General features: G+C 27.3%; 13 protein-coding genes, 2 tRNA genes and 1 other annotated feature (1 of these 16 only partly in view). Of the genes, 5 read left to right on the top strand and 10 right to left on the bottom strand.

Annotated elements, in window-relative coordinates:
* The first annotated feature begins 38 nt into the window (after positions 1-38).
* The 4 genes from ychF (at position 39) to iadA (ending at position 4,024) form a co-directional block, all read left to right on the top strand.
* Positions 39-1,133: a redox-regulated ATPase YchF gene (gene ychF / locus J2Z71_RS05085; protein WP_210060770.1), complete on the top strand. Its 1,095-nt coding sequence runs from the start codon at positions 39-41 to the stop codon at positions 1,131-1,133.
* Between the two features lie 111 nt (positions 1,134-1,244).
* Positions 1,245-2,108 carry a patatin-like phospholipase family protein gene (locus tag J2Z71_RS05080; protein ID WP_342590801.1) on the top strand — a complete coding sequence of 288 codons (864 nt, stop codon included), beginning with the start codon at positions 1,245-1,247 and terminating at the stop codon, positions 2,106-2,108.
* A gap of 366 nt (positions 2,109-2,474) precedes the next feature.
* The gene (locus J2Z71_RS05075) at positions 2,475-2,861 is read left to right on the top strand and encodes a hypothetical protein (RefSeq protein WP_210060769.1); all 387 of its coding nucleotides are present in this window, start codon (positions 2,475-2,477) and stop codon (positions 2,859-2,861) included.
* A 17-nt stretch (positions 2,862-2,878) separates the two neighbouring features.
* Complete coding sequence (gene iadA, locus J2Z71_RS05070; RefSeq protein ID WP_210060768.1) at positions 2,879-4,024, top strand: beta-aspartyl-peptidase; 1,146 nt, start codon at positions 2,879-2,881, stop codon at positions 4,022-4,024.
* A 41-nt stretch (positions 4,025-4,065) separates the two neighbouring features.
* On the opposite strand, the gene J2Z71_RS05065 is transcribed toward iadA, so the two are convergent.
* The 8 genes from J2Z71_RS05065 to J2Z71_RS09005 all read right to left on the bottom strand — a co-directional run bounded on the left by J2Z71_RS05065 (position 4,066) and on the right by J2Z71_RS09005 (position 8,261).
* Positions 4,066-4,140, bottom strand: a tRNA-Gly gene (locus tag J2Z71_RS05065).
* A 9-nt stretch (positions 4,141-4,149) separates the two neighbouring features.
* Positions 4,150-4,225 (bottom strand) — tRNA-Phe (locus J2Z71_RS05060).
* 85 nt (positions 4,226-4,310) lie between these two features.
* Positions 4,311-5,192, bottom strand: coding sequence for an Hsp33 family molecular chaperone HslO (hslO, locus tag J2Z71_RS05055; RefSeq protein ID WP_210060767.1), 882 nt, complete (start codon positions 5,190-5,192; stop codon positions 4,311-4,313).
* Positions 5,193-5,194: 2 nt separating this feature from the next.
* Complete coding sequence (locus J2Z71_RS05050) at positions 5,195-5,920, bottom strand: class I SAM-dependent DNA methyltransferase (RefSeq protein ID WP_210060766.1); 726 nt, start codon at positions 5,918-5,920, stop codon at positions 5,195-5,197.
* A complete protein-coding gene (locus J2Z71_RS05045) occupies positions 5,917-6,654 on the bottom strand; it encodes an SIR2 family NAD-dependent protein deacylase (RefSeq protein ID WP_210060765.1) in 738 nt (245 codons plus the stop codon). The genes J2Z71_RS05050 and J2Z71_RS05045 overlap by 4 nt, the downstream gene beginning before the upstream one ends.
* Positions 6,655-6,669: 15 nt before the next feature.
* Positions 6,670-7,602 (bottom strand): type II CAAX endopeptidase family protein, encoded by a 933-nt coding sequence (locus J2Z71_RS05040; protein ID WP_210060764.1) that lies wholly within the window; start codon positions 7,600-7,602, stop codon positions 6,670-6,672.
* Positions 7,599-8,117, bottom strand: a complete 519-nt coding sequence (gene hpt / locus J2Z71_RS05035) for a hypoxanthine phosphoribosyltransferase (RefSeq protein ID WP_210060763.1) — start codon at positions 8,115-8,117, stop codon at positions 7,599-7,601. The genes J2Z71_RS05040 and hpt overlap by 4 nt, the downstream gene beginning before the upstream one ends.
* A gap of 9 nt (positions 8,118-8,126) precedes the next feature.
* Positions 8,127-8,261 (bottom strand): hypothetical protein, encoded by a 135-nt coding sequence (locus J2Z71_RS09005; protein WP_280954009.1) that lies wholly within the window; start codon positions 8,259-8,261, stop codon positions 8,127-8,129.
* An 87-nt stretch (positions 8,262-8,348) separates the two neighbouring features.
* Here J2Z71_RS09005 and J2Z71_RS05030 point away from each other — a divergent pair, with 87 nt between their 5' ends.
* Positions 8,349-8,867, top strand: coding sequence for a DUF4364 family protein (locus J2Z71_RS05030; RefSeq protein WP_210060762.1), 519 nt, complete (start codon positions 8,349-8,351; stop codon positions 8,865-8,867).
* Positions 8,868-8,881: 14 nt separating this feature from the next.
* Here J2Z71_RS05030 and J2Z71_RS05025 read toward each other — a convergent pair whose 3' ends face one another.
* Together J2Z71_RS05025 and J2Z71_RS05020 are read right to left on the bottom strand one after the other, a co-directional pair.
* Entirely contained in the window at positions 8,882-10,189 is a 1,308-nt protein-coding gene (locus tag J2Z71_RS05025) for a bifunctional folylpolyglutamate synthase/dihydrofolate synthase (RefSeq protein ID WP_210060761.1), read from the bottom strand.
* On the bottom strand, positions 10,189-12,837 hold the full coding sequence (locus J2Z71_RS05020) for a valine--tRNA ligase (RefSeq protein ID WP_210060760.1): 2,649 nt from the start codon (positions 12,835-12,837) through the stop codon (positions 10,189-10,191). The genes J2Z71_RS05025 and J2Z71_RS05020 overlap by 1 nt, the downstream gene beginning before the upstream one ends.
* Positions 12,838-12,874: 37 nt before the next feature.
* Positions 12,875-12,896 (bottom strand) — a binding site (T-box leader); it runs 189 nt beyond the window's last position.

The raw sequence follows: 12,896 nt of genomic DNA, 5'->3' as shown, positions 1-12,896 counted from the left end.
ATAATATAGCCTGAAAAAGAAGAAAATGAGGCGATAAAATGAAATTAGGTATAGTAGGACTTCCAAATGTTGGAAAATCAACTCTATTTAACGCACTGACAAAAGCTGGAGCAGAGGCAGCAAACTACCCTTTTGCAACTATTGAGCCTAATATTGGTGTAGTAAATGTTCCTGATGAACGTTTAAAAAAACTAACTGAAATAAGCAATTCTTCAAAAACACTTTATACAAGTATAGAGTTTTTTGATATAGCAGGTTTAGTAAAAGGCGCTAGTAAAGGCGAAGGATTAGGTAATCAATTTCTAGCAAATATTCGTGAAGTAGATGCTATAGTACATGTTGTTAGATGTTTTGAAGATGAAAATATAATACATGTTGATGGATCAGTAGATCCCCTTCGTGATATTGACAATATAAATCTAGAACTTATTTTTTCAGATCTTGAACAAATTGAAAAAAGACTTTCTAAAACTCAAAAACAAGCAAAAGGCGACAAAAAACTTTTACCAGAAGTTGCTTTACTTCAAAGATTACTTGAAGTTTTAGAAAAAGGTGAACCAGCTAGAACTGTAAAGTTAAATGAAGAAGAAGATAAATTAGTTAGAAATTATGCACTTCTTAGTGCAAAACCTGTAATTTATGTAGCTAATGTTGCTGAAGACGATTTATCAGAAGATATGTCTCACAATAAATATGTTCAATCTGTTGAAGAATTTGCAAAAGAACAAGGCGATGAAATAGTAGTAATAAGTGCTGAAATAGAATCTCAAATTCAATCACTTGAAGATGATGAAAAAGAACTATTTTTAGAAGAACTTGGACTAAGTTCATCTGGACTTGATAAACTTATAAAATCAAGTTATGACCTATTAGGACTTATAAGTTTCCTAACAACAGGACCTGAAGAAACACGTGCTTGGACTATTAAACGTGGTACAAAGGCTCCTCAAGCAGCAGGTAAAATCCATACTGATATTGAAAGAGGTTTTATAAAAGCAGATACAATCTCTTATGATGACTTAATAAGTGCAGGTTCAATGGCAGTAGCAAGAGATAAAGGATTAATAAGAAGTGAAGGTAAAGAATATATAATGCAAGACGGAGATGTCGTGGTATTCAAATTTAATGTTTAATTATCTTACTATGAAAACTTATTAATTAATTAAAAGACTAGTAAACCTTATTGGTGATACTAGTCTTTTTTATTTAAAATTTTAATGTTTTTTATAATAATGTTATAATTTATATTTAAAGAAGGTGATTTTATTAAACTTGGAATTATTGATGTAGGCGGAGGCCTTCGTGGTATATATGCTGCTGGAGTTTTAGATTATTGTTTAGATAAAAATATTAAATTTGATATAGGAATAGGAGTTTCTGCTGGAAGTGCTAATATAGCTTCTTTTGCTGCAAATCAAAGAGGTAGAAATTATACCTTTTACACTAAATATATTCATAGAAAAGATTATATGAGTCTTAGAAATTTCATAAAGAAAAAGTCCTATATTGATTTAGATTATGTATATAGCACACTTAGTGACTCTAATGGAGAAAATCCCTTAAATTATAAATATTTAATTAAAAATCCAATGGATGTATTTATAGTTGCCACTGAAGCAAATAATGCAAAAGCTATTTATTTTAATAAGAATGATATGAAACAAGATGACTACACTATTTTAAAAGCTTCTTCTGCTATTCCTCTTGTTTGTAATCCTTATTATATTAATGACAAGACATATTTTGATGGCGGAATTTCAGATCCAATTCCCTTTCAAAAAGCTTTTGAACTTGGTTGTGATAAATTAGTTGTAATACTAACAAAACCAAAAAACTATATAAGAAATCCAAGACAAGATATTAGAATTGCAAGACTTATTTCTAAAACCTACCCAAATACAGCTAAAAAACTTGCTAAAAGAGCTTACTTATACAATAAGCAACTTTCTATCTTAAAAAAACTAGAAGAAGAAAATAAGATTATTATTATTTCTCCAAATGATACTGCTGGAGTTAAAACATTAACTAAAAATACTAATTCTTTAAAAACTTTGTATTTAAAGGGTTATAATGATGGGAAAAAAGTTAATAATTTTCTAAATATGTAATTTAAAAATCCAAGTTTAAATAAACTTGGATTTTTTTATATTCCTTTAATAAATTTTAAACCTATGTAAATTAATATTAAAATCAAAGTTACAATTAATGGCACTTTTGGATTCTTTTTCATAAAAACCTCCTTACTAATAATATTATTATACTATTTTAAATATATAATTAAAGCTTTTTAATAGAACATATATTTAGAACATATATTCTATCTATTTTCTTATAAACTTTTAAATTTTTGTGAAAAGCACTTTAAATATTTACTTGTTTATTTAAAAGTATTGTACAGTAATATATTCTAATGATAATTTATTTAAATGTGTAATTATGATAATATAATAATATAAATTAATTGAGGTGATTTTATGGGATATGTATCAAAAAAGAATATTTTTATAGCAACTATGGCAGGTCTTACTAAAGATGATGCTTTTAAAAATAATAGAATAGGACTTTTAACATCTTTTGGTTTAGTTGTTGGAGAAATTGCAGATTTTTCTGAAATTGAAAATAAAGATATTTCAACTCTTAATAAAGATGAAGCTGTAGATTTTGCAGTAAAGTATTATACAGAAAGTTCATTTGAAAACTACAAGAAAGTAAATGAAGATAATTCTAGACCTGATGATGCTCTTTATGATGGAGTAATTACATTAAAAAACGTTGAAGTTCGAGGTAATATTACAATTAACCTTCAATTTTTAACTGTATTTTATGATCAAGTTCTTGGTATTACATTTATAAGTGAATAATTTATGAGGTGATAAAAATGATACTTTTAAAAAATATCGAAGTTTTTTCTCCAAAATATATTGGTATTAAAGATGTATTAATCTCTGGAAACAAAATAGAAAAAATAAACGACCAAATAGAAGATAATATTTTATTTGAAACTATTGATTGTACTAATAAAAAATTAGTTCCAGGGTTTATTGACAACCATGTGCATATTATCGGTGGAGGCGGCGAAGGAAGCTTTAGATCAAGAGCACCAGAGATTTACCTATCTGAACTTATTTATGGCGGTATAACTACTGTATGTGGATTACTTGGCACAGATTCAGAGACTAGATCTATTGAAAACTTAGTAGCTAAAACTTATAGTCTAAGAGAAGAAGGAATTTCTGCTTATTGTTTTACAGGTTCTTATGGTTATCCATCTATAACTCTTACAAATTCTTTAAAAAAAGATATAACTTTTATAGATCCTATTATTGGAACTAAAATTGCTATTAATGATCATAGATCAGCTTCTATTACAAACTCAGAACTTGCAAGACTAAGTTCTGATACTAGAGTTTCTGCTATGATTTCTGGTAAATCTGGAGTTGTAATCGCTCATATGGGTGATGGTAAAAGAAATCTAAAACAAATAAGAGAAGTAATTGAAAATAGTGATATTCCTATTACAACAATTCATCCAACTCATGTAAATAGAAAAAAAGAACTCTTAAAAGAGTCCTATGAGTATGCAAAAATCGGAGGATATATTGATATATCTGCAGGTTATATTGATGATGATACTGAAACTTCTGTGCTTAGTGCAATAAATAATTCTATTAGGAAAAATATTCCTCAAAATAGAATTACAATTAGCTCTGATGGACAAGGTTCTTGGTCAAATTATGATAGTGATGGAAATTTAATTAATATGGGAGTTGCATCTGTAGATATTCTATTTAAAGAATTTAAAAATTTAATAGATAATGACTACTCTATTGAAGATGCTCTTATTTATTTTACATCTAATGTTGCTGATTCTTTTAATTTTAAAAATAAGGGTTATATTAAAGAAGATAAAGATGCTGATTTAATTATTTTAGATAATGACAATAATATTGATTCTGTAATTACTCTTGGTAAGTTTATGTTAAAAGAAAAAGAGTTAATTAGAAAAGGAACTTATGAAATTTAAACATAAAAAAAAGAACTTTCAAATGAAAGTTCTTTTTTCTTTGGAGCGGATGACGAGATTCGAACTCGCGACCCTCGCCTTGGCAAGGCGATGCTCTACCACTGAGCCACATCCGCATACTTTGATGGTGCCCGGAACCGGAATCGAACCAGTGACACGTGGATTTTCAGTCCACTGCTCTACCGACTGAGCTATCCGGGCAAGTCCTTTACTCACAAGGACTAACAAAGTATACCATTTTAAAAAATAGTTGTCAATACTTTATCAAAGATTTTTTAAAATTTTTTTAATTTTTAGAAATTTCTAATAATTCTTCTAAATCTTCTTCATTAAATTTATAAGATTCATTACAGAAATAACACTTAACTTCTGTTTCTTTATCTTCTTTTAATATAGAATTAATTTCATCTGTTCCCAAGCTTAATATAGCATCTTTTATTTTTTCTCTTGAGCAATCACATTTATACTCTATTTCTTTTTTCTCTAGAATAGTCATTTCAAAGCCATCCATTACTCTATTCATAATGTCTTTAGCATCATAATTTTCTTCCATCATTTCAGTTACACTTTTTATATCTTTAATATTTTCTTCTATTCTTGAAATAGTTTCTTCACTTGCTCCTGGCATAAGTTGAAGAATAAATCCACCTGCTCTTTTTACAGAATAATCTCTATCTACTAAAACTCCAAGTCCAACAACTGATGGAATTTGATCAGATGTATAGAAATAATTTGCAAGATCCTCTGCTACTTCACCAGATACTAAAGGAACTTGGCCTGTATAAGGTTCTTTTAGTCCTAAGTCTTTAACAATAGTAAGTGTTCCATTTCCTATTATCTTAGAAACATCTAATTTATTATCAGATTCTCTTATATCTACATCAGCTTCTGGGTGATCTACATATCCCTTTATTTTTCCATCATTTTTTCCAGTAACGATAATTCTACCTATTGAACCGTCGCCTCTTATATTTATTGTCAAGGAATCTTCCTTGTTTTTTAAATCATCAGTCATCATTACACCTGCAGTAAGCACTCTTCCCAATGCAGCAGATGATGTCTTAGATAAACCATGAATTTTTCTTGCATTTTCTACAATTCCAGTAGTTATTGCAACTTGAATCTTTACATCTTTTTCTTTATTAATGGCTCTAATTATATAATCCATTATTACCTCCTAGCTATAAATACTAATCTATGAGTAAAATCAGAAACTTCATCTAAATAATAATCATCATATATTTCTACATCTTGAAATCCAGCTTTTTTTAAGGACTCTTTTACAAAATCTATACTATAAGCTCTTTCAATATGTTCTTCATAGACTCTTTTATAAATATCTTCAAACTCATCTTTTTCTACGAAAAAATTTACCCCATAGGTGTTTAATTTATTTTCATAATCATAATAATTTTCCCAAACATAAAACACATCATCTACTTCTTCTACATAGACTTCTTCCATATCTAGAAATTTTCTTTCTGTATTTAAATCAAATATAAATTTTCCATTTTCTTCTAAATGATTATATACATTTTTAAAAATATTATCTATATCATCTTTTTTTAATATATAATTTAAACTGTCACATATACAAAAACAAGCATCATAAGTTTTTGACATATTAAAATATCTCATATCTTGTTTAAATAATTTCACATTTTTAAATTTATTAATTTTATTTTGTGCAATAGAAAGCATATCCTCTGACAAATCCAATGCATCTACATTGTAATTATTTGCAAGTTTTTCAGTTAAACTTCCTGTTCCACAGGCTAATTCTAAAATATTTAATGTATTTTTATCAACTGTATTCTTTAGTGTTTCATATACTAAATCATAATCAAAATCATACATTAAAGCATCATAGATTTTTGCAAAATCTCCATAAATCATAATTGTTTTTCTACCTCATGTAGTATTTGACTTAAAACTTCTCCTGAAGATCTATTAAATACTACTTCTGCCTTTCTATCTTGTGGTGTTGGATCATTATTAATAATAATTAGTTTTTCTGCATAATCAGGTAAGAAATTCACAGGACTTACTGTAAGGCTTGATCCTACAACTATTAAAAGTTCTGTTGAATAAAGTTCTGCTAAAGCCTTTTGAAAAGCATCTGGCATCATATCACCAAACATAACTACATTAGGCCTTAAAACTCCTCCACATTCATCACATTTAGGTGGGATTTCTCCTTTTTCTACTTTATTTTTCATAACTTTAAAAGGATATTCTTTTCCACAACCCATACAGTGAATTCCTCTAGTTTCTCCATGTACTTCATAGACATTTTTACTTCCTGCTTTTGTATGAAGATTATCAATATTTTGTGTTATTATACCATTGAGTTTTCCAATCTCCTCTAATTTTGCAAGAGCTAAATGTCCTTTATTAGGTTCTTTTTCATTTAAATCAGTTAAAATCAAATATCCTTCCTTGTAAAATCTTTTTGGATTTCCAAGTAATACATCTTTTGAAAGTGCCATTGCAGGATCCATTTTAGAATAATATCCTGTTGATGATCTAAAATCAGCTATGCCAGATTCAGTGCTAATCCCTGCTCCAGTTAAGGCAAATGTCTTTTTCGAATTTAAAATCAACTCTGCTGCTTTTTTAATATCGTCCATAATGTCCTCCTTTTGCTAAAACACAATTGCATAATATATAAAATACAATATTACTAATGCGACTATTGGTACAAAATTGAAAAAATCAATTGACTCAATTTCTCTAATTCTTTTTTTATTCCCAGATTTTGCAATACGTCTTTTTCTCTCTCTGTTCATTCTTACAAAAATTTTTCTAAGAAGAATCCCCGATATAATAGATGCAATAATTAACACTATAATAATATATAATTGCAAAGAACCTATATCTTGAGCCATATTAGTATCTTTTAAATAGGCAAATATTTGATCATTTAAATATTTTGATGTAATAATTCCAAGTACATTATTTATAAAATGTCCAAGTATTACAGCAAATAAAGAACCTGTTAATTCTAAAAGATTCCCAAATAAAATTCCAAGTAAAAAAGGAGCTATGAAATTTTGAATATCAAAATGAAATAGTGCAAAAACTAACGAAGACATAAATATAGCAAACTTGCTACCATATATATCATAAGAGTTTATTAATGCACCTCTAAAAAATATCTCTTCACATATTGCTGGAACAACACATAAAAAGAAAAAATACTGAAGTATTGGCTCTTCTTCTAATAAAATATCCATAGAAAAATTTTTAAGTTCTATAAAATTTGACAAAATATTTAAAAATAGACCATTTAATAATAGTATTATTGGATAAGATAGTACTACTATTAAGATTACCCTTAAAAAGTTTTTTAAAGAAAGCTTCTTAATTCTAAGCACTTCTGTTAGCTTTCCCGTTCTAGATAATAATAGAGCTGGTATTAATATTATAAATACCTCATTAATAAATGTGCCCTTAAAAAAATCTTTACTTTGAATAAAATATCCAATAGTTAAAAAGAATATTGATAATACTAATGTTAAGGTATTTACACTTAATACATTTAAATTATTTTTTTTAAACTTCTTTTTTTCTATCATAGATATGTGTAGATATAGGGCACATTCCTACAATAATCTCCATAATTTAATCCATATCCTACTATGAAAACATCTGGTATTTCAAAAGCTACATAGTCTGGTTCTAATTCTACTTCTCTTCTTGAAGGTTTATCTAAAACAACACAAGTTTTAATTGATTTAGGATTTTCTTCTTTTAATTTTTCAACAACAGCCTTCATAGTATGGCCTGTATCCATAATATCATCAACTATTAAAACATCTCTTCCTTCAACCTTAGATCTTAATTCACTTAAAAACTTAACCTTTCCAGAAAAAGTTTCTTCATTTCCATAGCTTGCAGTAGTTAAAAAATCTATTTCAAGTTTAATATCCATTTCTCTTACTAAATCAGCTGCAAAAACAAAGCTACCTCTTAGTAGTGAAATAACTAATAAATCTTTGTCTCTATATTCATCACTTAACTCTTTTCCAAGTTCACAAACTCTATTTTGTATTGTTTCTCTTGAAAATAATACCTTTTCTTCTTTTTCCATTACTTCCCCCTATTTTTCAATTCTTTCATATTTTTTTAATTCAATTCTTAATTTTCTAATTTCCTTTAAAATTTCTATTAAAGTAAGTTCTATTGTAATTAATACTATTAAAAATATCATTACCATTATAAATTTAATATCCATATAATCACCTTTAGTAAATTATAACAGATTACACTTTCATTTAAAACTTAGAGCTTTTTTATGATATAATTATTTCTGAGGTGGATTATGGATAATTCAGAGATGATTGAACTTGCTCAACATAAGCTAATAATACTCTATATTATTAAAGGTGCTAATCACCTTTTTGTTGATGAAGAGCTATCAAGATTTATTCTTGAAAATGATTTATTAAATTACTTTTTCTTACAACAATACATAACTGAATTGTTAGAAAGTAATTTAATATCCGTTGATAACGATAATTGTTACTTTATAACAGAAGATGGTACAGTAGCTTTAGATTTATTTATTAACAAAATACCTCAGGATATTTTAAGTAATTTAAAAAATGAAATCACAGAATTTAAGAAAAATAAAATAAAAGATCAATCTGTAATTTCACAATATTACAAAGATGATTATGATAGATTCTATGTTGATTTATCTATTAAAGAAAATGAGTCTGTAATATTTTCACTTAATTTTGAGGTTCCAACAGAAGATTATGCAAAAATCATTTGTAATAATTTTAAGGAATTCCCAGAGAATTTTTATCTAAAAGTTATTAATATTTTCGATATATAAAAACAGCTTCTAAATTAGAAGCTGTTTTTATTTTTTAAAATTATTTCTTTTACATCACTTACTAAATAAAGCGAACCAGATATAATTATTAAATCATTCTTCTTTGCAGCATTTAAAGTTTTAATAATTGCAGTATTTAAATCTTCTATTACTGAAACTTTAGTATTATACTTTAAAACTTCCTTCTCTAAAATAGAAATATCTGTTTTTCTTTTCGTATTTAAATCAACTAAAATTATCTCTTGTGCAAATAAACTTAATTCTTTTAACATCTTATCATGTTCTTTATCTTTTAAAATAGATGCTATTATATATAATTTATCATATTTAAATATATTAAGATTTTTAGTTAAATTTTTAATTCCATCTAAATTATGGGCCCCATCTAATACTACCATTGGATTATCGTGAATTTTTTCCATTCTACCAGGCCAATAAGCATTATTAATTCCAGTTAATATACTTTTATTATCTATATTTAGAATACCTCTTATTCTAAGCTCTAGTGTTGTCAAAATAGCAAGTGCAGAATTATAAATTTGATAATATCCCATGAGAGAAGTTTTTATATTTTCTAAAATAATATCCTTGTATTTTAAAGAATATATAGAGCCCTTTTCATTTGCAAAAACATTATATATTTCAAGATCTTTTAAAGAATATATATTAGAATTATTTATTTCTGCAGTTTCTTTTAAAATATCTAATACTTTTTCATCAGAATTTGATGTAGCAACTAAAGTATTATTTTTTATTATTCCTGCTTTTTGCACTGCAATTTCTTCTATTGTATCTCCTAAAAATTCAGTATGATCCATTGATATTGGAGTTATAATAGATGCAAGTACATCACAAGCATCTATTACATTTGTACTATCTGATAGCCCTCCCATACCAACTTCTAAAACACAATAATCACATTTATTTTCTTTAAAATATAAAAATGAAATTGCTGTTATAACTTCAAAAAAAGTTAAATCTTCAAACTCCACTTTAATTTCATCTTCTGCCACTAAAACTTTTTCAAATAATCTAATAAAATCATCATCTGAAATCATATCATCATTTATTATAATTCTTTCATTATATTTAACTAAATGAGGCGATGTATAAAGCCCTGTTTTATAACCTTTTGCTTTTAAAATATTATAAATAAAATTTGAAGTTGATCCTTTTCCATTTGTTCCTGCTATATGAAAATATTTTAAATCTTTTTGTGGATTTTCTAATTTTAGAAGTAAACTTCTCATTCTATTAAAATCATAAGATTTCTTTTTTCCTGATCTACTTTCTAAATTATTTATTATATCTTTAAACTCCATTATAAGTTCTCTTTAACACTTTCTATTCTCTTATCAATAGTTATAAGCATTTTTTCATATTTTTCTTTTTTTGCTTTTTCTTCATTAATTAATTTTTCTGGAGCTTTTGATACAAATCCTTCATTGGCAAGTTTTTTAGTAGCTCTTTCTATTTCTGAAACTACATCTTTTCTTTCCTTTGAAAGTCTTTCAAATTCTTTTTTATAATCTACTAAATCTTTAAGAGGTAAAAATATTTCTGATCTATCAAGTACAATTGAAATATTATCTCCTTTAGTATCTTCTTTATTAGAAGTTACTAATACATCTGTTGAATATCCAAGATTTAATAGATGGCCTTTATTTTCTTCAATTATATTTTTTACTATTTCATCTTCTGTAAAAATAATTGTATTTGATTTTTTATTATTTTCAATATTCATCTCAGCTCTTGCATTTCTTATGCCACGAATAGCATCTTTAATATAGCTTATATTCTTTTCATCATCTGTAAAGATATAATCACTATTTACAATAGGCCAATCTGCAACTATTAAAGCACCTTCTGCTGCTGGTAAATGTTGCCAAATTTCTTCAGTTATAAATGGCATAAATGGATGAAGAAGTTTTAATACATTTTGTAATACATATAATAATGTCTTTTTAGCAGCTTCTTTTTCAGCTGAATCCTCTCCATATAGTCTTGGTTTTACCATTTCAATATACCAATCACAATACTCTGTCCAAATATAATCATAGATATCTTGAGCTGCAAGACCAATTTCATATTTATCGAATTTCTCTGTTACATCTTTAATTAAAGTTTGTAGTTTTGATAATATCCATTTATCTTCGCTTCTTAAATCATCAATATTAATATTTGTATCTATATCATCATCAAGATTCATAAGTACAAATCTTGTTGCATTCCAAAGTTTATTTGCAAAGTTTCTATTTGCTTCTACTCTTTCCATATAGAATCTCATATCATTTCCAGGAGTATTTCCTGTTACTAAAGTAAGTCTTAAAGCATCTGCACCATATTCATCAATAACTTCAAGTGGATCAATACCATTTCCAAGAGATTTAGACATTTTTCTACCTTGAGCATCTCTTACAAGACCTGTTAAAAATACATCTTCAAAAGGTACTTCTCCCATAAAATCTATTCCTGTAAATATCATTCTAGCTACCCAGAAGAATATTATGTCATATCCTGTAACAAGTACATTTGTTGGATAGAAATAATCTAAATCTTCTGTTTTATGAGGCCAACCTAGTGTAGAAAATGGCCATAATGCTGATGAAAACCAAGTATCTAAACTGTCTTCATCTTGTTTGAAGTGAAGCCCTTTATATTTTTCATCATTTTCAGGATTTTCTTTTGAAACTACAACTTCTCCAGTTTCTTCACAATAATATACAGGAAGTCTATGTCCCCACCAAAGTTGTCTTGATATACACCAGTCACGAATATTTTCAAGCCAATTTACATAAATCTTTGCAAATCTTTCTGGTATGAAACTTACTTCTCCATTTCTATATGCTTCTAAAGCTGGTTTTGCAAGTGGTTCCATTTTTACAAACCATTGTTTTGAAATCATAGGTTCTATTACAGTATTACATCTTTCACAATGTCCTATTGAATTATGATGATGTTCTTCTCCTGCAAATAATCCTAGTTCTTTAAAATCTTCTATAATTTTCTTTCTAGCTTCATATCTTTCAAGTCCATTATATTTCCCTGCTTTTTCATTTAAATGTCCATCATCTGTAAATATTTTATATTGTCCTAAATTATGTCTTTCTCCAACTTCAAAGTCATTAGGATCATGTGATGGAGTGATTTTTACAGCACCTGTTCCAAATTCCATCTCTACATATTCATCAGCAAGAATAGGAATTTTTTTATTATCCATAATAGGAAGAAGTGCATATTTTCCAATATAATCTTTATATCTTTCATCTTCAGGATTTACAGCAACTGCTAAATCTCCAGGAATAGTTTCTGGTCTTGTTGTTGCTACTTCTATATATCCTGATCCATCTTCTAGAGGATATTTGAACTTCCAAATAAGTCCTTCTGTCTCTTCATGCTCTACCTCTGCATCTGATATTGCAGTTCTACAACTTGGACACCAGTTTACAATTCTGTCGCCTCTATAAATAAGATCTCTTTCATAAAGTCTTATAAATACTTCTTGAACAGCCTCTGATAATTGATCATCTAAAGTAAATCTTTCTCTTGACCAATCACAAGATACTCCAAGAGTTCTAAGTTGTTTTCTTATATTTCCACCATATTTATCAGTCCAAGCCCAAGCTTCTTCTAAGAAACCTTCTCTGCCTAGTCCATCTTTAGTATTTCCATCTGCTTTAATTTTTTCTACAACTTTTGCCTCTGTTGAAATAGAAGCATGGTCTGTTCCTGGAAGCCATAATGCAGAATATCCTTGCATTCTTTTTTCTCTTATTAATATATCTTGAATTGTACTTCCCATTGCATGTCCCATGTGTAGATTTCCAGTAACATTTGGAGGTGGCATTACAATAGTAAAAGGCTTTTTATCCTTATCTACTTCAGCTCTGAAATAATTGCCGTCCATCCAATATTTATAAAGTCTATCTTCAAAATCTTTAGGAGCATATGTTTTTGATAGTTCTTTCATTTTTTCCTCCTTAATAATAAAAAAAGTCCTTCGGCCAAATAAGGACGAAGGACGTGGTA

The sequence above is a fragment of the Peptoniphilus stercorisuis genome, from assembly GCF_017874395.1.
Taxonomy (GTDB): domain Bacteria; phylum Bacillota; class Clostridia; order Tissierellales; family Peptoniphilaceae; genus Anaerosphaera; species Anaerosphaera stercorisuis.
The sequence above is the reverse complement of the archived record's forward strand: the minus strand, read 5'-3'. Positions and strand labels throughout refer to the sequence as shown.